The organism is Mycobacterium shunyiense, assembly GCF_058270075.1.
Window position 1 is genome coordinate 65714 of sequence record NZ_JBZDPU010000014.1, and the last position, 21491, is coordinate 87204.

Annotated in this window: 21 protein-coding genes; 8 read left to right on the forward strand and 13 right to left on the reverse strand. The window is 64.3% G+C overall.

Annotated features, from left to right (window positions below):
* From AC4ELH_RS11375 to AC4ELH_RS11405, 7 genes are all read right to left on the reverse strand, one after another.
* A complete protein-coding gene (locus AC4ELH_RS11375; RefSeq protein WP_065072676.1) occupies positions 1-852 on the reverse strand; it encodes an ABC transporter permease in 852 nt (283 codons plus the stop codon).
* The gene (locus AC4ELH_RS11380) at positions 849-1652 is read right to left on the reverse strand and encodes an MlaE family ABC transporter permease (RefSeq protein WP_065072675.1); all 804 of its coding nucleotides are present in this window, start codon (positions 1650-1652) and stop codon (positions 849-851) included. The genes AC4ELH_RS11375 and AC4ELH_RS11380 overlap by 4 nt, the downstream gene beginning before the upstream one ends.
* A gap of 438 nt (positions 1653-2090) precedes the next feature.
* Positions 2091-2453, reverse strand: a complete 363-nt coding sequence (locus AC4ELH_RS11385; RefSeq protein ID WP_171512257.1) for a DUF732 domain-containing protein — start codon at positions 2451-2453, stop codon at positions 2091-2093.
* 282 nt (positions 2454-2735) lie between these two features.
* The gene (locus tag AC4ELH_RS11390; protein WP_171512258.1) at positions 2736-3503 is read right to left on the reverse strand and encodes a glucose 1-dehydrogenase; all 768 of its coding nucleotides are present in this window, start codon (positions 3501-3503) and stop codon (positions 2736-2738) included.
* Positions 3500-4714: a cytochrome P450 gene (locus AC4ELH_RS11395; protein ID WP_448401071.1), complete on the reverse strand. Its 1215-nt coding sequence runs from the start codon at positions 4712-4714 to the stop codon at positions 3500-3502. The genes AC4ELH_RS11390 and AC4ELH_RS11395 overlap by 4 nt, the downstream gene beginning before the upstream one ends.
* Positions 4711-4932: a ferredoxin gene (locus AC4ELH_RS11400; RefSeq protein WP_171512260.1), complete on the reverse strand. Its 222-nt coding sequence runs from the start codon at positions 4930-4932 to the stop codon at positions 4711-4713. The genes AC4ELH_RS11395 and AC4ELH_RS11400 overlap by 4 nt, the downstream gene beginning before the upstream one ends.
* A gap of 167 nt (positions 4933-5099) precedes the next feature.
* Positions 5100-5822: a GntR family transcriptional regulator gene (locus AC4ELH_RS11405; RefSeq protein ID WP_171512261.1), complete on the reverse strand. Its 723-nt coding sequence runs from the start codon at positions 5820-5822 to the stop codon at positions 5100-5102.
* Positions 5823-6010: 188 nt separating this feature from the next.
* On the opposite strand from AC4ELH_RS11405, the gene AC4ELH_RS11410 reads away from it, so the two are divergent.
* Genes AC4ELH_RS11410 through AC4ELH_RS11430 form a run of 5 tightly spaced genes read left to right on the forward strand, consistent with a single transcriptional unit; the run spans position 6011 to position 11369 of the window.
* Positions 6011-6997: a cyclase family protein gene (locus AC4ELH_RS11410; RefSeq protein ID WP_448401069.1), complete on the forward strand. Its 987-nt coding sequence runs from the start codon at positions 6011-6013 to the stop codon at positions 6995-6997.
* 46 nt (positions 6998-7043) lie between these two features.
* Entirely contained in the window at positions 7044-8867 is a 1824-nt protein-coding gene (locus tag AC4ELH_RS11415; protein ID WP_448401067.1) for a flavin-containing monooxygenase, read from the forward strand.
* A gap of 27 nt (positions 8868-8894) precedes the next feature.
* Positions 8895-10097, forward strand: coding sequence for a thiolase C-terminal domain-containing protein (locus tag AC4ELH_RS11420; RefSeq protein WP_448401065.1), 1203 nt, complete (start codon positions 8895-8897; stop codon positions 10095-10097).
* Positions 10097-10564: an OB-fold domain-containing protein gene (locus tag AC4ELH_RS11425; protein ID WP_171512264.1), complete on the forward strand. Its 468-nt coding sequence runs from the start codon at positions 10097-10099 to the stop codon at positions 10562-10564. Before AC4ELH_RS11420 ends, AC4ELH_RS11425 begins: the two co-directional genes overlap by 1 nt.
* Positions 10551-11369, forward strand: a complete 819-nt coding sequence (locus AC4ELH_RS11430) for a mycofactocin-coupled SDR family oxidoreductase (protein ID WP_171512265.1) — start codon at positions 10551-10553, stop codon at positions 11367-11369. Before AC4ELH_RS11425 ends, AC4ELH_RS11430 begins: the two co-directional genes overlap by 14 nt.
* A gap of 26 nt (positions 11370-11395) precedes the next feature.
* Here the strand turns inward: AC4ELH_RS11430 and AC4ELH_RS11435 are convergent, their stop codons facing one another.
* The 3 genes from AC4ELH_RS11435 to AC4ELH_RS11445 form a co-directional block, all read right to left on the reverse strand.
* Entirely contained in the window at positions 11396-12142 is a 747-nt protein-coding gene (locus tag AC4ELH_RS11435) for a GntR family transcriptional regulator (protein WP_418009094.1), read from the reverse strand.
* A 66-nt stretch (positions 12143-12208) separates the two neighbouring features.
* A complete protein-coding gene (locus tag AC4ELH_RS11440; RefSeq protein ID WP_418009095.1) occupies positions 12209-13414 on the reverse strand; it encodes a CaiB/BaiF CoA transferase family protein in 1206 nt (401 codons plus the stop codon).
* Between the two features lie 46 nt (positions 13415-13460).
* Positions 13461-14933: an aldehyde dehydrogenase family protein gene (locus AC4ELH_RS11445; protein ID WP_418009096.1), complete on the reverse strand. Its 1473-nt coding sequence runs from the start codon at positions 14931-14933 to the stop codon at positions 13461-13463.
* 295 nt (positions 14934-15228) lie between these two features.
* Between AC4ELH_RS11445 and AC4ELH_RS11450 the strand changes: the two genes are divergently transcribed.
* Genes AC4ELH_RS11450 through AC4ELH_RS11460 form a run of 3 tightly spaced genes read left to right on the forward strand, consistent with a single transcriptional unit; the run spans position 15229 to position 18545 of the window.
* Entirely contained in the window at positions 15229-16371 is a 1143-nt protein-coding gene (locus tag AC4ELH_RS11450; protein ID WP_448448075.1) for an acyl-CoA dehydrogenase family protein, read from the forward strand.
* A gap of 2 nt (positions 16372-16373) precedes the next feature.
* Positions 16374-17366, forward strand: coding sequence for an acyl-CoA dehydrogenase family protein (locus tag AC4ELH_RS11455; RefSeq protein ID WP_418025741.1), 993 nt, complete (start codon positions 16374-16376; stop codon positions 17364-17366).
* 33 nt (positions 17367-17399) lie between these two features.
* Entirely contained in the window at positions 17400-18545 is a 1146-nt protein-coding gene (locus AC4ELH_RS11460; RefSeq protein ID WP_448448073.1) for an acyl-CoA dehydrogenase family protein, read from the forward strand.
* A 31-nt stretch (positions 18546-18576) separates the two neighbouring features.
* On the opposite strand, the gene AC4ELH_RS11465 is transcribed toward AC4ELH_RS11460, so the two are convergent.
* The 3 genes from AC4ELH_RS11465 to AC4ELH_RS11475 are packed head-to-tail and all read right to left on the reverse strand — an operon-like array spanning position 18577 to position 21337.
* A complete protein-coding gene (locus tag AC4ELH_RS11465; protein WP_418009100.1) occupies positions 18577-20091 on the reverse strand; it encodes a class I adenylate-forming enzyme family protein in 1515 nt (504 codons plus the stop codon).
* A gap of 4 nt (positions 20092-20095) precedes the next feature.
* Positions 20096-20404: a hypothetical protein gene (locus AC4ELH_RS11470; RefSeq protein WP_418009101.1), complete on the reverse strand. Its 309-nt coding sequence runs from the start codon at positions 20402-20404 to the stop codon at positions 20096-20098.
* A gap of 60 nt (positions 20405-20464) precedes the next feature.
* Positions 20465-21337 (reverse strand): enoyl-CoA hydratase, encoded by an 873-nt coding sequence (locus tag AC4ELH_RS11475; protein WP_418009102.1) that lies wholly within the window; start codon positions 21335-21337, stop codon positions 20465-20467.
* Positions 21338-21491: the final 154 nt, after the last annotated feature.

A 21491-nucleotide genomic window follows, 5' to 3' on the forward strand; every position in this document is an offset into this window, starting at 1 on the left:
CTATCCCGATAGGTTGAAGTCGCCGGTATTTCCGTACACGGCCATGCCGATCATCAAGGTGGTGGCCACCGAAACGATCAGCGACGCCCGCACCGCGCGACCGACCGCCTCACCGACACCGGCCGGTCCGCCCTTGGCGGTAAATCCGTAATAGGTGTGCAACAACATCACCACGACCGCGGTCCCGACGGCCTGGACCAGGGCCCAGATCAAGTCGAGGGGTTTGAGGTAGGTGTTGAAGTAGTGGTCGTAGATGCCGGCCGACTGCCCGAAGACGAAGGTGTACACGAAGCGAGTGGTGAGGTATGCCGCCTCGGCGGACAGACAGAACAGGGGGATGGTGACGAGTACACCGGAGACCACCCGGGTGGACACCAGATACGACATCGCGTTGATGCTCATCACTTCGAGCGCATCGATCTCTTCGTTGATCCGCATCGCCCCGAGTTGGGCGGTGGCCCCGGCTCCGATGGTCGCGGCCAACGCGATGTTGACGATCAGCGGCGCGGACACCCGGGTGGTGACGTATGCCGAAAAGAAGCCGCCCACGGCGTCCGCCCCGACATGACTCAACGACCGGTGCGCCTCCAGCCCGTTGAGGGCGCCCAGGGATATCAGCAAGAACGTGACGACAACGACGGTTCCGCCGATTGCCGCCAGGGCGCCGACACCCAGGCTGGTCTGGGCCATCACCCGCAGGGTCTCGACCTTGTAGCGGACCAGCGCATTCGGGATCAGCCCGATCGACTTCGCATAGAACGCCGCTTGGGTGCCGGCGCGGTTCCATTTGTCGCCGAAATCCTTGGCAACATGGGTGATTCGCGAGAATGGGTCGTGAGTGGGGGCGCTCATGATGCCATCTGCGCATTCATCGCCGTCAACACGATATTGATGGCGAACAGCGTCATGAACGAGAAGACCACCGTTTCATTGACGGCGTTTCCGACGCCCTGGGGTCCGCCACCCACCGTGATGCCCTTGTAGCAGGCAATCAGTCCCGCGGCGATGCCGAAGAGGACAGCCTTGATGATCGCGATCACCGATTCGCGAAGTCCGACCAGCAGGGTCAGGCTGGAGGCGAAGGCACCGGGGGTGACGTTCTGCAGGTAGACGGTGAAGGCGTAATCGGCGGCCAGGCCGGTGGCCGTTGTGATGGAGTTGAGCAGTAACGCATTGACGGTCAGTGCGGCCACCCGCGGAACCAGCAGGCTGCGGACCGGATCCATGCCCATGACCCGCAGGGCGTCGATCTCTTCGCGAATCGTTCGGGCACCCAGGTCCGCACACATGGCTGTGCCTCCGGCGCCCGCCACCACCAACACCGTCACCATCGGCGCGATCTGGGTTACGCAGGCGACGCCGGCCGTCGCACCGCCGAGGTCCGCCGCGCCCAGCTCGACGAGTAGCGCGTTCAGTTGGAAAACCGCGAATGCGTTGAACGGGATCGACAACAGGATGGCCGGGAGAATCGCGACCCGGGCCACAAAGAGGGTCTGGTCGACGAACTCGCGCCAGGCGAACGGCTGTCGGAACATCTGCACCAAGATGTCCAGCGAAACGGCGAAGAAGTTGCCGACCTCGCGTACCGGCTTGGCGGCCACCCCGATTGCCGCCGTTGAGCGGCTTTTTGGGACTTCTATCAGTGCTGCCATGCCAGCAAGGCCTCTCCTTCGCAGCGAACTATGTTCGCGATATCGAATCCTGGATACAGCAGTTGGCTCAACCTACAACGCGGCGATGGTGCCGTCAATCCCCGCATTCTGGCCAAGAACTCCCGGCGAGCGGCAGCCCGTGAGGATTGCGCCGTCACAGAACCCGTTGCGGCACTTACTCAAAGACTTCCACGCGTTCTTCACCTCGCCGGCGTGGGGCGGCCCCGACAACCGCGAGCGCCCGGGGCGCCGAGCTCAAGTTGCCTGGACTTCAAGGGGTTCCACATTTACGTGATGGCCATTGACTGCCCGCGGCGACGGGCACGCGAATTCGCTCCACCCAGCGAGAGCCCGCTTGGCGGAACTCGGGTTCGGCAATAAGGGCGAATACCGTTGGCGACGAAGCGGAAACGGCCGCAGAAGCACGGCCGTTTGGCTTTACCCCGCCGGGGGCTGGTACTGGGCAGCAGAGTTACGCAGCTGCCAGATCTGGGCCGGGCAGAGAATGCCGACCGCGTACGAGACCAGGTAATTGGCCGACGCCTCGTCGTTCGGCGCGACCTCTTTCTTCACCTCACCCATGACCTGCGGATAACTGGTCCCAGTGCTCACCTTGTGGCAGATCTGGTGACCATAGCCGATCGCATCATTGTTCGGGAAGGCGTAGTGCCGACGCACCATGACGTTGTATGTGTACTCCACCTCGGGTGCCGGCACAGCGTGCGCCAAGGGCGCCGGCGCAACAGCACCGAGTGCGGTAGACCCAATCATCAAGGCGAGTAGCGTCTTTGCCCGCTGCATGCAGGTGATCTTAGGCGACAAGTCGGGCTAATTCTAGATTATGGCTAAAATGTCGACTGCACCGAACGCCCGGCAGAAAGACGCTAATAGTAAGCGGCACTTCATATTCCGATTCTAGCTCGGTTTGCCGCGACGCAAACGAGCAACCAAACGCGGACACCAAGCGGTTAATTATCCACCCCGACAATAGGTTTGGCCGACGCGCCGGCGAACCTGTGGGGCGGCCGTGCGAGATCCCGATTGTTCATCGGGATGGGGATCGCTCGACACGGCCGCCGCCGGTCAGGAGAACGACAAGCCCGAGGTCCAGGCGCCGTCAGCGACAAATTCCGCTCCACTGCAGTACGAAGACGCGTCGGACGCGAGGAAGCCCACCACTTCGGCGACCTCGGCCGCCGAGGCCACTCGCTTGAACGGAACCAGCGGTGCCAACGCCTCTGCGGTGCTCTTGCCGTCGCCCGCACCGAGATCGACTTCTTCGAGCATCGGCGTGTCCATGGCACCTGGGCAGACCGCGTTGACCCGGATTCCCAGCTCGGCCACTTCCAGGGCGACCGAGCGAGTCATACCGATGACAGCGTGTTTGGTGGCACTGTAGATCGACTCCCCGGGCATCCCCCGGATGCCGTTCATCGACGAAACATTCACGATGGAACCGCGTCCGGCCTTCGTCATCACCGGCAGTACGGCACGCATACCGAGATACGGACCGGTCTGATTCACTGCGACGAGCCGGTGGTAGTCCGCCAATGAGGTATCTACCAATGGTGCGATCCAGACCAGCCCGGCATTGTTCACCAGCACGTCGATTCGCCCGAACTTTTCCATGATCGCCGAAACCGCGCTGTCCCAGGATTGCTCGCTGGTCACGTCGAGTTCGATGAAGGACGTCCGCTCGCCGAGGTCGTCGGCACATCGTTGACCATGGACCGAATCGATGTCAGCCGCGACGACGGTTGCGCCCTCCTTGGCCATCCATTGACAGACGGCGGCGCCCAGCCCTCGGCCGGCGCCCGTCACCACGGCGACCTTGGACTCGAGTCTGGTCACTGCGCTGATCCGGCCTTGAACGTGATCGGGACCGAGCTGTAGCCCTGCACCTGACCGGGGTTCCACCGCACTTTCGAATCGTCCTCGATTTCGAAGTCGGGGATGCGGCGCAGGAATTCCTCAAGCAGGATGCGCATCTCGAGTCTGGCGATATGCGCGCCGATGCACTTGTGGATATGTCCGCCGAAGGTGAGATGACGGTTGGGGCTGCGATCAGGCACGAAGGTCTCCGCATCCGGGAACTCACGCTCGTCGCGATCAGCCGCGCCGATCATCATCAACACGATGTCGCCGGCCTTCAACTGGTGTCCGCCCAGCTCGGTGTCGCGGACCACCACCCGGCTCGGTTGCGATGGGGACCAGAACCGCAACATCTCGTCGACCGCGGTGGGGATCTTCGACGGGTCGGCGGCCAGTTGATGGCGCAGGTCTGCATGCTTGGCCAGGTGCCACATCATCGAGCCGATGGCCTTCTGCGTGGTGTCGATACTCGCCAACAGCAGGAGCAGGCAGAATCCCAGCAACTCCTCCTGGGTCAGGCGCTTACCGTCGACCTCCGCGCGGATCAGTCTGGAGAGAACGTCATCGCCGGACGGGTCTGCGCGACGCTCGTCGAGCTTGGCCGAGAAGTACTCGTACTGGCTCTCCATCGCGCGTCTGGGTGCTTCGGGATCCGACGGCGAGTTATCGACTATTGCCGACACCCATTCCAACAGGCGGGGCGCATCTTTGTCCGGGAGACCGAGCAATGTCGTGCCCATGTAGCACGGGACCGGCTCGGCCAGCGTCTTGTACGCGTCACACCGGCCGCTGTCGATGAACCCGTCGATGAGTTCATTGACCACCTCGCGGATAGGGTCCTCCCACATCTCGCGGGTTCGGCGCGGGGAGAACGCCGGGGCTAGCAGCGACCGGTACAGCGCGTGGTCTGGTGGATCCAGCTCGATCGGGATCATCGGCGCATCCTGTGGGAACGCCGGAAACGTGATGCTCCGAGAGGAGTAAATCTCCGGGTTGTGGAGTACCTCGTAACACTCCGGGTAACCGGTGACAACCCAGAACCCGCCGTACTCCTCACTGCGTCCTACCGGGCAACCGGATCGAAGCTGACGGTAGACCGGGTATGGGTTCTCCCCGTTGGGATCCGCCGTCATGTGGTCGAAATCTGAGTAGCCCATAGGGCATACAGCCGCTTCGGTCAGCTCGGTCATCTCTGCGCACTCCCACTCTCGTCGATCGTGATTGCATGTTCCGGGCAGTTGGCACTGGCCTCAATCACCTTGGCCAGCAGATCCGCGTCATCCGCGAGCTGCTCGTGGAGGAGAAAGGCCGCATGGCCGTCATCGTCCATGGGCTCGAATATTTCGGGCTCGATGGAATAGCAGCGCCCATGTCCCTGACAGCGGTTCTCATCGATTCGAACCTTCATCAGTTGATGTCCTTTGTTTTCCGGCTCTTTGGTGCTCCGGTTCGTCTCGGCCGATGGTGGTGGCCGGTCGCCGATACCGAACCGTTGCAGAATCCTGGATACAGGAAATGCCGAGGCTACCGGACCCGATGAACCGCCGTCAACGATTCCGGCGCGAAACGAGCCGGTCAGCCGAAATAGCGGGTGAAGCGCAGCGTGCGCTGAATGTGCCGGCGGGCTTCCTCTTCGGCGACAGCAGGCTTGCGCTCCACCACGGCCTCGAAGATGTCGCGATGCTGCGCCTGCGCATCGTCGAGGAACTTCTTGTACGTCTTGTCCGGATTCGCGGCCGCCAGGTTCTTGGCGGCGACATCCCGCACCAGCGGCAGGTACAGCATGGCCGAACTCGTCCGGATCAGTGACGCGAAGGACTGCACCTTGGCGTTACCCGACGCCAAGGCGAACAACTCGTGGAACTCGGCGTGCGCACGGTTGCGACGCACCGGGTCGTAAGGATCGGATGAGCCGGCCATTTCGTCGAGCAGGTGCCGGGCCCGCTGTTCATCCTGCGCCGTCAAACCCTTGCGGGCGGCCAATCTGGCCGCAAGACCATCGATGACCTCGCGCAACTCATACATCTCGCGCAGGTCGTCCGGACCGATCTCGACCACCTCTACCGTGCGGTTGCCATCCGAACTGTGGACCAGGCCTTCGCTGTCCAGCACCCGCAACGCCTCGCGCAGCGGTGTGCGGCTCACGCCCAGCTGCGCCGCCAGGGCGACCTGGGGAAGTGGCGTGCCGGCCGGCAACGTGCCGTCGACGATGCTCTCCCGGAGACGATTGACCACTTCGTCGACCAGCCGTGGCGTCCTTCTGAGCAATTCCATGCGAGTTGATGGATCGGCGGTCATCATTCCTCCTGACGGGCGCCGGTCCCGCGGTCGGCGAGAGCGTTGGCGCTGGTGACACCAGTGTAAAACAGCGAATCAGCACATAGCCTTGTTGTTTGGGATCCTGGATGCAATACTGCCGTAAGCCACCGGCACGGATCGCCATCGAGCGATCGCCGTCCCTTCACGATCGAGAAGATTGAGTCACAGTGGACAGTTTGAGCGAGTTTCATCGAGTCGCCGCCGAGGTACGGAACTGGGGTCGCTGGGGTAACGCCGACGAGCTCGGCACCCTCAACTTCATCGACGATGACAAGGTGCAGCAGGCTGCGACGCTGGTGAAGAAGGGCAAGGTCTTTCCGCTCGGTATCGAGTTCGGTACCTCGAGTCCGCAGGGCAGCCTGGATTTCCGCAGCAAGCCGATGCATCTGATGACCGTTGACGGCGGCGACGAGACCGAGTGGGCCAAATACGGCAGCCGGTGGCCCGCCAACGGGACAGCGCAACAGATCAGCGGGTTTTTCGAAGCCAGCCCGTTCCGGTTCAACGACGACATGATCATCATGCCGCTGCAGGCCTCGACGCAGTGGGATGCGTTGTCGCACGTGTATTACGACGGCCGGCTCTACAACGGCTTCCCGGCCTCCTCGGTCACCAGCGCCGGTGCCTTCCACTGCTCGATCGACAAGGTCGACGTGAAGGGGATAACGACGCGCGGTGTGTTGATCGACATGGTCAAGCACCGCGGGGTCGACTTTCTCGAACCCGGAAACGACATCACCCCCGAAGAACTCGACGCCGCCGCCGCCGCACAGGGCATGACCGTGCAGCGCGGGGACGTCGTCGCGGTCCGCACCGGCTGGATCGCCAAGTTTCGACAGACCGGTAACCCGTTGGAGCCGTCCTCCGGGCTCTCCTGGACGGTCGCGTCCTGGCTGCACGATCACGACATCGCCGCCGTGGCCGCCGACAACGTCCAGGTCGAAAGCTTGGAGTCCGGCGTGGAGGGCATGTTCAACCCGCTGCACCTGCTGACGCTGCGGGATATGGGCATGATGCTCGGCGAGTTCTGGTTCCTCGACGATCTGGCGGCCGACTGCGCCGCCGACGGCGTTTACGAGTTCCAATTGGTCGCGCCGCCACTACGAGTGACCGGCGCAGTCGGCTCACCCGTCAATCCCATCGCCCTCAAGTAGCGGCGATTCTGACCCCCGTAACGAATTCGCAGGAGGCAATCCCGTAATGGCTGATGCCGAGCAGTTGGCACGAAAGTACGCCGAGGAACGCAACAAACGGATCCGGGCCCGCGGCTCGCGGCAGTACGTCCCCATCGATATCGGCTCCGACATCGAGGCAGACCCCTTCGCGAAAACCCTGCCGAGAGAGCCGATCAAGAAGGAAACCGAGGTTGCGATCATCGGCGGCGGCTTCGCCGGCCTGCTGACGGCAGTTCACCTGATGAAAGCCGGTGTCGAGGACGTCACGGTCATCGACAAGGCGGCAGACTACGGCGGCACCTGGTATTGGAACCGGTATCCGGGCATCGCCTGCGACACCGACTCGTACCTCTACCTGCCGCTGCTCGAAGAAACCGGCTATGTGCCGACCATGCGGTACTCCCCCGGCGACGAGATCTTCGACTACGCCAAGGCAATCGCCAAGCAGTACGACCTCTACCAGAGTGCGGTATTCCAGGCCCGCGTCACCGGCGCAGCCTGGGACGACACCGCGTTGCGCTGGACGGTGACCACCGACCGTGGCGACGAGATCCGCTCTCGCTATGTCGTTCTGGCGACCGGCGGCATCCTGCACCGGCCGAAACTTCCGGGCATTCCAGGACTCGAAACATTCCGGGGTGACTGGTTCCACTCGAGTCGATGGGATTTCGATGTCACCGGCGGTGACTCACGTGGCAACCTGGACAAGCTCAAGGACAAGCGGGTTGCGATCATCGGCACCGGACCGACCGCACTGCAAGCCTTTCCGCACGTGGCCAGGAGCGCCAAAGAAACCTACATGGTGCAGCGCACGCCGACGATCGTGTTGCCGCGCAACAACGCCCCCACCGACGAGGAGTGGTTGACCAGCCAGGAACCGGGTTGGCAGGAGAAGCGTTGGGCCAATTTCGAAGCCCAGATGCTGGGCGTACCGGTTGAAGAGAAGATCGTCGACGACGAATGGACCAAAGTCTGGGGTATACCGGCGCTGCAGCTCCCAGAGGACGGCTCCGAACCCGACATGGACGCCTATCTGCGCACGGTCGAGGAGTATGACATCGAGCAGATGGAGCGGGCCCGGGCCCGGGTCGACGAGGTGGTGCAGGACCGTGCCCTGGCCGAAGCGTTGAAGCCTTGGTACGCAACGCATTGCAAGCGACCGGGTTTCAATGACGAGTACCTGCAGTCTTTCAACCGACCGAACGTCCATCTCCTGGACACCGATGGCAGAGGACCCGACGCGATCACCGAGAAGGGGATCGTCATCGACGGCATCGAGCACGAAGTCGACGTGATCATCTATGCCACTGGTTTCGAAGCCGCGGTGACGCCGGACCGATCGGGCGGCTTCGATGTGGTTGGGTGCAGCGGTCGGACCTTGGCCGAAGCCTGGCAGGACCGGGTCCGGACGGTACACGGCATCCAAACCCACGGATTCCCGAACATGTTCGTGGTCGGCGGACTCCGTCAGACCGCGGTCACGGTGAACAACACCTATGCGTTTACCTATCAGGCCCGACACATCGCCGACAGCATCGCGCAGCTGCGCTCCGACGGTGTGGTGAAATTCGACATCTCTGAGGCCGCGGTCCAGCAATGGTGCGACGCCATGGACGAGAAGGTGGGTCTGGTTTTCAACGCGGAGGCGGTCCAGGCTTGTACGCCCGGCTACTTCAACAATGAGGGCGACTTCGATGCCACCACCAATAATTTCGTGAACGGCCGGCCGATCTGGGTGGATGCCTATGGCGGCGGCACCTTCGAGTACCAGCAGCTTCTCACCAGGTGGCGGGAATCCAAGGAGTACGAGGGCAATGCCACCATCGTGCGTGCCGATGAATTGGACTGAAGCCAGGCAGGTTCGAGCGAGCCCTTGGTGAACAACATCGACTACAGCCACCGGGACCGGTGCGCGATCACCGGCATCGGCGCCACCGAGTTCTCGGCGCGGTCGGGCCGCAGCGTGGCCGCGCTGGCCGCCGAAGCCAGTCTTGCCGCGATAGCTGACGCCGGCCTGACTCCGGCAGATATCGATGGCGTCGTCCGTTCGGACTACGACACGGTGCACCACAGCGATATCGGCCACTGGCTGGGGTTGAGCCGGCTGACGTTCTGGGGTGTGACCGGTACCGGTGGCGCGTCCCCGTGCGGCATGGTGGGGCAGGCGGTGGCCGCGATCATGTCTGGTCAGGCGCACAATGTGCTGGTCTACCGCGCACTGAATGGCCGTTCCGGCCTACGTTTCGGCAAGGGCACTGCGATGCAACAGGCCGAGGGTGCCCGTCGGGTCGGTGGCGGTGGCACGCTCGATGAGTTCTTCCTGCCGTATGGCCTGATGGCACCGGGGCAGCTCTATGCCCTATATGCGCGTCGTCACATGCTCGAATACGGATCGACCACCGACGACCTCGCCGATATCGCAATGACGGTGCGGCGCCGCGCGAACGCGAACCCACGCGCGATGATGGCCGGCCGCACCATGTCTGTTGCCGACTACTACCAGTCGCGGATGATCGCCGACCCGCTCCGGTTGTTCGACTTCTGTCTGGAATCCGACGGCGCATGCGCGGTGGTGCTCACCGCGGCCGAGCGGGCCGCCGATTCGCCCCAACCCACAGTACTGGTGCGTGCGGTATCCCAGGGAACGGTGCCGGACATGCAGGGCGGCAAGGTGTTTCCCGCACTGATGCGCCCCGACCTGCTGACCAACCCGTCGCGGTCGGTGGGCCAGGAGCTCTACCGGCGCGCCGGGCTAGGCCCGGCCGATATCGATGTCGCCCAACTCTACGACTGCTTCACCATCACGGTGCTGCTACAGCTCGAGGACTACGGCTTCTGCGCGACGGGCGAAGGCGGTGCGTTTGCGTCCAGCGGTGCCATCGATCTGGCCGGCAGCCTTCCGATCAACACCGCGGGTGGGAATCTGTCGGAGGCCTACATCCACGGCATGAACCACATCCTGGAAGGAGTGCGGCAGATGCGCGGTCAGTCGACATCGCAGGTGCCAGATGCGCAGACCTGTCTGGTCAGCTCGGGGGCACCGACGATGACCAGCGCGATGATCCTGAGGGCCGGTTGATGTCCACCTCTGCCTCGCGTCCGCTTCCCGTCGTCGACGACGAGGAGACCGCGGGATTCTGGCAGGCGGCCACCGAACATCGGCTTGTGGTCCGCACCTGCAACACCTGCGGCGTCAAGATTCACCTGCCGAAGTCCTACTGCCATGAGTGCGGGTCCTGGGATGTCGGCTGGCGCGAGGTGCGGCCGACAGGATCGGTCTATTCCTGGACCGTCCTTCAGCACACGATCCATGAGGCATTCCCCGCACCGAGCACGATCGTGCTGGTCGCCCTGGACGAGGATCCTTCGGTCCGATTCATCGGCCAGATACCCGGTGCCGCAGAGCTATCCGAAGGCATGCCGATGCGCGTGCGGTTCGAGGACATCGAACCGGGCGTGACTCTCCCCCAGTGGGAGCCTGATCCGGATCTGACGCGAACATCGCCATCACCACACGAAAGCGAGGAAGTTGATGGGCAAGCTTGAGGGCAAGGTCGCCCTGATCACCGGGGCCGCGCGCGGACAGGGTCGCGCACACGCAGTTCGGCTGGCCGAGGAGGGCGCCGACATCATCGGTGTCGACGTCTGCGGGCAGATTCCTACCGTGACCTACCCGATGGCCACGGCTGCAGATCTCGCCGAGACGGTCGACCTGGTGAAGCAGCTCGGGCGAAGGATGGAGTCGTTCGTGGTCGATGTCCGCGATGCAGCCGCGCTGAAGTCCGCAGTGGCCGAAGGGGTTAGCATGCTCGGTCGGCTGGACATCGTGCTGGCCAATGCGGGCATCATGTTCCAGGGGCTGGGCGAGGGCCGCGACGACGAGGCGTTCCGCGATGCCATCGACGTCATGCTGGTCGGCGTGTGGAACACGATCCAGGCCGCATTGCCGACTCTTCAGCGCCAAGGCGACGGCGGGTCGATCGTCATCACCAGTTCGGTGAACGGGCTCAAAGGTATGGTCGCGGGAACCAATGGCGGCAACTTCGGGTACGCGGCCGCCAAGCACGGCGTCGTCGGGCTGATGCGGATGTACGCCAACTACCTCGCACCGCAACGCATCCGGGTCAACACCGTGCACCCCACGGGGGTCGACACCCCGATGCTGGCCGGTTTCCACGAGTCCGCCGCGGCGGCCGACCCCGCGCTTTCGGCCGGTCTGGGCAATCCGATGCCGGTCCCATTGATCGAAGCGCGCGACGTCAGCAACGCGATTGCCTGGCTGGTCTCCGATGACGCCCGCTACGTCACCGGCATCACCCTGCCGGTGGACGCGGGGATGGTCAACAAGTAATCCAAACCCTTGCTGTGCAAGGTTTTTCACGCACCGCCACGACCGGCCGCCGCCTCGATCAGGTCGGAGTGCAGTACGGTGCGGATGTGCTGGCAGGCCGCCATCTCGGCGAGGTCGCCGTTGCCGCTGCGTACCGCGTCGAGGATCGCCCGGTGCTGCTTGCCCGCCGTGGTCAGGGCGTCGACCAGCCGGGCGTCCGTTGGCGACAGCTCGCCGAGGTAGGCGTGCAATGAGACGCTGGTCATCTTGATGACGTCCAACTGCTGACGGAGCCGGCTGTTGCCGCATGATTCGGCGATGCGGACGTGGAAGGCCATATGAGCCGAGAACCACCGCCCCGAGTCGAATGGCTGCATGGCCGCGTCCATTTCGTCCAAGAGGGCTTCAAGCTCCCCGGCGGTTTCGTCGGCCAGACCGTGGGTGGCCAGCAATCGGGCGGCCAGGCCGTCGAGAACCTCGCGGACCTCGTAGAGCCCGCGTAGCTCGTCGGCCCGGCTGGTGAATTGGGCGACTTCGATGGTGCGGTTGCCATTCGAAACCCGGACCAGCCCCTCCTGCTCGAGAATCCGAAAGGCCTCGCGAAGGGGAGTGCGACTGACCTGAAGCCGCTCCGACCACTCGGTCTGCAGCAAGACCGTCCCCGGCGCGATCGAGTGGTCGAGGATCATCTCGCGCAGCGTTGCGGTGATTCCGTCCACCAGTCGGCCGCCGGTGGCGCGGGATTTCGGCATCGGTTTGCTACTGCGAGCTTTGGGGCGCACGTCGGACGGCACGTATCCAGGATACGTGCCGTCCCGAAATACCGTCAACCTGGAGTCGACGCGCCGTCGGGTTCCAATTTACAGAACCGTGCCCGCCACTTTGTGCGCGATGATCTCGTCCTGCCCGAGTCCCAACTCGAGCAGGATGTCGTCGGTATCGGCGCCGTGTTCCGGTGCGGGCCGCAGCGGGTAACGCGTTTCACCGAACTGCCAGGGCGAGGCGGCGACCATCATCTCGCGGCCGTCGATGTCGAGACCGGCCAGATACCGATTCGCCAGCACTTGCGGATCGCGGCTCACCTCGTAGACGGTTTGCACAATCGACCATGGGCCGCCCAGGTCAGCCAGCCGCTCGGCAACTTCCACGAGGTCGAATTGGGCGAAGGCTTCGTCGAGCTCGGCGATGCATTCCCGGTTGTGGACCGCCCGCGATGCCGCGTCGGCGAACCGTGGGTCGGCCACCAGGCCGGGCACGCCTAGACACTCGCAGAGCTGTCCGAAATATCGATCCGACTGGAACAGCGAGAGCTTGACGAATCGGCCATCTCGGGTGCGATAGGCCAGCGATGCCGGGTTGACGTTCTCCTCGCGCAGCGTCTTGCGAATCGGGCGGCCGTGTTGGGCAGAGGCGATGATCGCCGGCGAGTTGCCCCACACTGCTACCCCGAGCAGCGATACGTCGACCACGGGCGGCTCACCGCTGCGCTCTCGATGGAACAGCCCCGCCGCGATGGCTCCGGCCACGGCCGTCGAACCGGGTAGGTCACCCATCGCCGGCGGCGGGGGGGTCGGCTCCGCTGCTCCCGCCGGGGTCAGGTTGTCCGCCGCGCCACCGCGCGCCCAGAACGTCGTCCCGTCGAAGCCCGGCATATTCCGATCCGCACCGGCCGGGCCGTAACCACTCCCTCGGACATAGACGACGTTCGGATTCATCGCCCGGACATCGTCAACCTCAAGCCCGAGCCGACGACGGCTGTCCGGCAGCAGGTTGGTCAGGAAGACATCGGCGGTGGCGATGAGCCGGCCGAGCAAGTGATATCCCTCGGCGGTGCTCACATCGATGCCGAGGCTTCGCTTGCCGCGGTTGGTCTGCTGCATGAGCGGCTCGAACGGGGTATTGCCCACGCTCATGCCGGCGATGACGAAGTTGCGCTGCGGGTCCGGCCGCTCGGGATGCTCGATCTTGACCACGTCCGCACCCCAGTCGGCCAGAATTGCTCCGGCCGCCGGCACGAACAGATAGGAGGCCAGTTCGACCACGCGAACACCCTCGAACACCTTCATGTATTGGTCTGTCTCTCTGTGCGGTTCGTTGACCCGGCCGGCGGCGTCATGACTTCGGCGTCGGGTAGCCGATGATCCGGGTGTCGAGGAACTCCTCGAAACCGGCCATGCCCCACTCCCGGCCCAGACCGCTCTGCTTCATCCCGCCGAACGGGGTGTCACGTGCGAACCAGGTCGCTCCATTGACATCCATGGTCCCGGTGCGAACACGCTTCGCTACCGAAAGGGCGCGCTCATCGGTCGCCGAATAGACCGCGCCAGACAGCCCGAACAACGAATTGTTGGCGATCGCCACGGCCTCTTCCTCGGTGTCGTAGGGGATCACCGCGAGTACCGGTCCGAACGTTTCCTCTTGGGCGATCGTGGAATCCGGGTCCACATCGGCGATCACCGTCGCCTCGACGAAGTACCCGGTCTCGGCCGACTCAGGCACACCACCGCCGGCCACGATGCGGCCGCCTTCGGCACGGGCCTTCTCGATGTGCTGCAGCACCCGTTGCTGGTTCGCCCGGCTGATCTGCGGGCCCATGTGCGTGTCGGGGTTACGGGGATCGCCCCAAATGACCTGCGCGGCAACCTCCGCCGCGAGTTCGAGGGCCGGCTCGTACTTCGCGCGGGGCAGCAGCAGGCGGGTCAGATTCGTGCAGCCCTGCCCCGAATGCCGGGCCATCCGGGGCACATTAAACCGGACCACCGTTTCGATGTCGGCATCGTCGAGCGCGATGGTGGCCGATTTACCGCCGAGTTCCAGGGCGACCTTCTTCACCCGCTCGGCGGCGGTGGCCATGATTCGCTTCCCGACCGCCGTCGAGCCGGTGAAACTGATCATCTCGACGCACGGATGCGCGACGAGCGCCTCGCTCACGTCGGCTTCCGAGCTGGTGATGACGTTGACGACACCGGGCGGAATGTCGGTTTCCTCGACCACCAGCTTGCCGACGAAGTTGGCGGTCCACGGGGTCAACGGGGACGGCTTGATGATCGCGGTGTTGCCCGCAGCCAGGGCCGGCCCAAGTTTGTAGATGAGCTGCTGAATCGGATAGTTGTACGGCGTGATCAGCGCCGTAACCCCCCAGGGTTCCTTGATCAGCAACCGCTCGTTCGGTGACAGCATCGCCGGATGCGGCGGCAGGTTGCGTTCGAACGCATAGCTTTCGGCCAGCTCCATCCAGTCGGTGATCTCATCCACCGGATCGTTCAGCTGGAAGTAATCGGTCATGAAGATCGGGCAGCCAACCTCGGCGACGAGGATCTCACGCAGTTCTTCGAGGTGGCGCTGCATCGCTTCACGAAGTTGCCCCAAACACCGCGATCGGAAAGCATGATCCTTGGACCACGTGGTGTCTTCGAAGGCACACTGGGCCGCGCCGGCCGCGGCGTCCACATCCTCGATACCGGCGTCCGGGGTCTGCCCGATCTCAGTTTCGTTGTAGGGGTCTACGTTCGCGAAAGTCTTACCCGACCGCGCGCCCACGAGGCGCCCGTCGATCAGGAGCTGAGGAACGAACTCTTCCGCCATGCATGCCTCCTACGTGACGGCCTTCGCGGGCCGCATCTATGTTTGTATCCAGGATTCTCAAACCATATCGGGCGTCGCGGGCCCAAGTCAACGGCGGGCGATCCCACACTCTCCGCCCCACCTCAGAGCCGCGCCGACAAGGATGGGCTACCACGTCGGCCGCGAAGCAGTTGACATCTCGAGTATTTTAGGAATCCTGGATACACACCTGATCCACCCCTTCCGGGGCAATTGCGCATCGGGTTCACAGGCGCTGTCCGCCTGACCGCCTTCAGGCGAACTACGGAGGGATGGAATGGATCTGACACCGATGCCGGCCGTCGAGGCGTTTCGCGCCGAGGTGCGCGCCTGGCTGTCCGACAACAAACCGGCGCTGCCGCTGCCCTCCGGTGACTCAAGCGCCGGGATGCCTGCCCATGTGGCCTGGGAGAAGAAGCTGTTCGACGCCGGTCTGGCTGTCGTCGGCTGGCCGCAGCGATTTGGCGGCCGCGATCTCGACCTGTGGCACTGGCTGGCCTTCGAGGAGGAGTACTACCGGGCCGGCCTGCCACAGCGGGTCGGGCAGAACGGCATCTTCCTGCTGGGGCCGTCCGTCCTGGAGTTCGGTACCCACGATCAGCAGGAGCGGATCCTGCGACGGATGGCAGCCGTTGAGGACATCTGGTGCCAGGGTTGGTCCGAGCCCGAGTCCGGCAGTGACCTCGCATCGCTGCGCGCGAGGGCTGTGCGGGACGAAAAGTCGGGTGGATGGCGGCTTTCCGGGCAAAAATGCTGGACGACGCGGGCGGCGTTCAGCACACACATGTTCGGCATCTTCCGTACCGGCGAGCCCGGCGAGCGTCACCGAGGCCTCACCTACTTCCTGATCGATCTGGACCAACCCGGGGTGTTGGTCCAGCCGGTGGCCAAGTTTGACGGCGAGAACGGATTCGCCGACGTCTACTTCGACGGCGCTTTCGTCCACGATTCCGATGTGCTCGGCGGCGTGGGTAACGGATGGAACGTCGCAATGGCGACCACCGGGTCCGAGCGCAGTCTGTCGCTGCGCAGCCCGGGGCGATTCCTGGCGACTGCAGACCGTTTGGTCGACAGCCTCTGTGCCGCACCGGACCTGCGCGACGACGCCCGATACCGCAGTGCGGTGACGGAGGCGTGGATGGGTGCTCAGGCCTACAAGCTGGCCACTGACTGGACGGTCACCCGGATACTCGACGGCGACCCGATCGGGGCCGAAGCCAGCCTCAGCAAGGTGTTCTGGTCGGAGCTCGACATCGAGTTGCACCAGGTGGCGCGCACTTTGCGAGGCGCCGATGCCGACCTCGAGGACGAGTGGATGAGCGGCTTCGAGTTCGCCCTGTCGGGTCCGATCTACGCGGGGACCAACCAGATTCAGCGCAACATCATCGCTGAACGACTGCTCGGACTGCCGAGGAAATAGCCATGCACTTTGCGTTCACCGCCGATCAGATCGAGCTACGTGACGGCCTTCGTGACCTTCTGGTCCAGGTATGCCCGCCTGCAGTGGTCCGCGCGGCCTGGTCCCCCAGCCCCGAACCCATCCGGCTGTTGTGGAAGCAACTCGGAGCAGTTGGGCTGCTCGGATTGCTCGCACCCGAAACGGCCGGCGGCATGGGAGCTTCGGAGATCGAACTGGTATTGCTGCTCGAAGAATGCGGACGGTTCGCCGTTCCGGGCCCGGTCGGCGAACACATCGCCGCGGCCGTGCCCGCATTGGCAATCGCCGGAGCGCCCGAAGCGGCCCGGGCCATCACCGGCGAAGCCATCACCACCGTCCGGGAAGCCGCCTCCGATCGGGTGCGCTGGATCAGCACCGCGGATCTGCTCGTTCATCCGGACCGGGGCGGCCTCCGGTTGACTGCGCGCACAGACCTGGATGTCGAGCGTCAGCTGTCCTCGGTCGATCGGTCGGTCCCGTCGGCCCGTGTGATACCGCGTCGGACCCGGGATCTCCCCGGGGCCGACGCCGGGCTTTTCCGGCGCCGCGCCACCTTGGCCGCGGCCGCGCAGCTTATCGGCCTGGCCGACCGGATGATCGCGATGGCCAGCGACTACGTCAAGGTAAGAACCCAGTTCGGGGTTCCGGTGGGCTCCCAACAGTCGGTGAAGCATCTGCTGGCCACCGCACTGGTCAGCCTCGAGCATGCCCGGCCGGTGGTCTACCGCGCCGGCTGGGTGCTCGCCGCCGGCGGTGCCGACCCCGGCCCGGCGATCAGCTTCGCCAAGCTCTATGCCACTCGGGCAGCAGATCTCGCGGCCCGAACCGCCCTGCAGTGCCACGGGGCGATCGGTTACACGTGGGAACACGACCTGCACATGTGGATCAAGCGGGTATGGACCTTAGGCACCGCATGGGGAACCCCGGCCGCACACGAGGACATCGTCGCCTCGGCAGTACTCGACGCTCGCTACTGAACACTTCGCCCCACCACAGATTGGGTCATTCCTATGCGAAACACGCTCTACGGTCCCGACCACGCACAGCTGCGAACCGCCGTCCGCGCCTTCCTGCAGCGCGAGGCCATCCCGAATGTAGCCAAGTGGGAGCAGCAACACCGGGTGGACACCGAGTTCTACCGTAAGGCAGGCGAACTCGGACTCCTTGGCCTGCAGATCCCCGAGTCCTACGGCGGTGGCGGCCAGACCAGCTTCACCTACAACCTCGTGGTGGCCGAAGAATTGATCGGCGCCCACCTGTCGCTGTCGCCGGTACGGGTGCACATCGACGTCGTCGTCCCCTACTTCCTCAGCTACGCCACCACCGCCCAAAAGGATCGCTGGCTACGCAGACTGGGAACCGGTGAGAGCATGGCGTCCATCGCGATGTCGGAACCGGAAACAGGTTCGGACATCGGTGGCATCAAGACGACCGCTCGGCGCGACGGTGACAACTTCGTCATCAACGGCGCGAAAACCTTCATCACCGGTGGGATCAACGCCGATCTGGTCATCGTCGTTGCGCGGACGTCGCGTCCGGATGATCGCCGGGGCGGCCTGTCGCTCTTCGTGGTGCAGGACGGTACCGCCGGCTTTGTCAAGACCCGCAACCTCGACAAGCTCGGGATGCAATACGCCGACACCGCGGAGCTGAGTTTCACCGACGTCGTCGTCGGGGCCGACGACATGTTGGGCGAGGAAGGACGCGCATTCGAATACCTGACCAGCAACCTGGCTCAGGAGCGGATCAGCGTGGCCGCGGGTTCGGTGGCGATGGCAAAAACCGCATTGGCCGACACCATCGAGTATGTCCGCCAACGGCAGGTATTCGGTCGCCAACTGTCGCAGTTCCAGAACACCAAGTTTGTGCTGGCCGGCGTGTCCGCCGAGATCGAGGCCGCCGACTCGATGCTGCAGCGCGCGGTGGCAGAACTGGACGCCGCGCAACTGTCCGGCGCGGATGCCGCCCGGGTGAAGCTGTTCAGTTCGGAGATGCAGGCCCGGGCGGTGGACAGCTGCCTGCAGTTGTTCGGCGGTTACGGTTATATGCTCGAATACCCGATTGCGAAGATGTACGCCGATGCGCGGGTGAGCCGAATCTACGGCGGCTCAAGTGAAATCATGAAGACCATCATCGCCAAGTCATTGGAACTCTGAGGACACGCGGTTCACTTCCCACAGTGCCAACTCATAGGTCGGTTCGAGCGGAGAGGTGTTCGCGCAAGGTCCGGCGCATGAGCTTGCCATTGTCGTTGTACGGCAATGCCTCGACGACATCCACCGTCGATGGTGCCTTGCTGGAGCGCAGCCGGGACCGCACCCAATCCTGCAGGGCGGCCAGATCGGGTGTGCGGCCCGGTGCGGCGACCACGGCCGCGGCGATCTGCTCACCCCAGTCGTCATCGGGCAGTCCGACCACCCCGGCGTCGAGGACGTCGGGGTGGCTGATCAGCGCATCCTCCACTTCACCGGGCGAGATGTTCTCTCCACCGCGCACGATCACATCGTCGAGGCGGCCTTCGATGAACACATAGCCGTCATCATCGATACGCGCGGCGTCCTTGGTTCGGAACCACCCCTCGTCGTTCGGCCCCGCGTCGACTCCGGCGTACCGGCCCGAAACCTGTTCACCACGAACCCACAGCTCGCCCAGCTCCCCGGCGCCGACGATCTGCCCGGCCTCGTCGCGGACCGACAGTTCGACGGTCGGCAGAGCACGTCCGACCGAACCCAGCCGGGCCCGCACCTGCGGATCTTCCGACGAGGACGCGGCGCGATGATCGTCTGGACCGAGAACGGTGATAGTTGAGCTGGTTTCGGTGAGTCCATAGCCATTGACAAACCCGACATCCGGCAGACGCCGCATCGCATCTTCGAGAACCGGTAACGGCATGCGGCCGCCGCCGTAGGACAGATGCCGCAGGCTGGAGAAGCCGCCGGCCGGGTCGTCAGCCAGCACGGTGAGGATCCGGGCGAGCATAGTGGGCACCACGGAAGCGTGGGTAACGCCATGCTGGCGAACCGCTCTGATCCACCCAGCCGGATCGAACGCGTCCAGCTGCACCATCCGCCGCCCGCTGTACAACGTGCTCAGCAGGTTCGCAATACCACCCACGTGGTACGGCGGGAGGCTGACCAGCTGGGTGTCGCCCGGCTCGGCGGCCATCAGTTCGACCGTGCCGAAGATATAGGCGGACAGGTTCATATGTTCCAGCACAGCAACTTTCGGAGCACCCGAGGTGCCGCTGGTGAACAACTGGACGGCGGGCCGCTGCGGCACTGCACCGGTGATGGCGACCGGTTCATTCGCCTCGACGCTCTCCAGAAACTTCTCCCGGCCAACGATCGTCACGCCGGTCTCACCGGCCAGCGGGGACAACCGCGCAAGCATGGTGTCATCGGCGATAACCACCGCCGAACCGAGTCGGCGCACGGCGGTTACCAGTTGATCGTCGGTCCAGCGGTAGTTGAGCGGCGCGAAGGGCTTGTCGGCGAGTGCGGCGCCGAAAAGCGCGATCGGGAAGAGTCGGGAATTCACCCCGATCATCACGACATTGTCCTGGCGATGACGGTTCAGCTGCTCAGCGGCGCGGCGGGACCGATCCCACAGCTGGTCATAGGTGAGGGCGCCATAGGTGTCGCTGAGCGCGATCCGGTCGCCGCCGGCTTCTGCCGCCATCTCGGCGATCATGGCAATGTTCATGGCACTAGTCCGATGCGGGCAGAGCCTTGGCGGCCTTGATGGACAGCGGGATGTCGCCGAGGAACAGGGCGGCCCCGCCGCCCTTGGTGCACAGCAGCTCAAGACTCGAATCTGCATCGACGTATCGCTTGCCCAGCACGGTCCCGCCGTCATGGCCGGCCGTCACGGCCGGCCCGGATTCCACCTCGGCATCGATCGGCAGCAGCGGATGCCCACCACAGGTGAGGTCGACCGGATCCGCCGGTGCCCGAACAACGATCACCTGCGTCTCGTCAACTGCGCTACGCAGCCGCGCGCCGACTGTCAGTTGCACTGCATCCACCTCCGAAATGCTGAAAGTTGTAAGGGACAAGTGTGATTGAGAGGTCGTCCGCTAACGGCCCGTGACCACATCGCGCATGCTGCGGGCATCATGGCCGGCAAGCGACCCCAGACCGAGTTCGGCATTGTGCGCGTGTGCCAGGTGATGGAGGCCAAACACCGCATCCATCCCGTCGCGGACACCCATCAGGTCCTCGCACTGATTGACCGCCCGCTTGGTCAACGCGAGGCCCATAGCGGGCATCTTCGCGATCCGTTTCGCCATGTCCAGGACCGTCGGTTCCAGATCAGCGCGGGGCACCACGCGATTCACCATGCCCAGACGTTGGGCCTCTGATGCATCGATGCGTTCCCCGAGAAACAGGAACTCCTTGGCGAACCGGGGACCCAATTGCCAAGGATGCGCAAAGTATTCGACTCCGGGTATCCCCATGCGGACGGTCGGATCGGCGAAGAAGGCGTCGTCGGCGGCCACGATGAGGTCGCACGACCACGCTAGCATCAGGGCACCGGCGACACAGGCACCCTGGACCATCGCGATCGTCGGCTTGGGAATCTCCCGCCAGCGCCGGCACATGCCGAGATACACCTCGGACTCACGGGCGTACCGGCTCGCCGCGCCGGCCTTGTCCGTGTGGTCCCACCACAGCGACGCCCGCCGCTGGTAAGACTGGTCGATGTCGCGATCAGGCGTACCGATGTCGTGCCCGGCGGAGAAGTGTTTTCCGTTGCCGGCCAACACGATCACCTTGATTGCATCGTCATCGGCAGCACGGTAGAAGGCGTCATCGAGCGCGTATGTCATCGCACTGTGCTGGGCATTGCGATACTCGGGCCGGTTCATCCGGACCACCGCAACGGATTGCTCGACAACCTCGTACTGCACCACGCTCGCCGGCGAGGCGGAAGTGTTCGATTCGTTCATCGGCCGGCCGGGGTGAGATGGCCGCAGAGCGCACTGGTCGCCCCGTCCCTCTTGCTTTGCCAAGAACGCAAGTCTCGCTCCCTTTCGGTCGTGACCATTAATGTATCCAGGATACTATCCTACTCGGGGCCCCCGCCGCGGGGGTGCGTAGTGA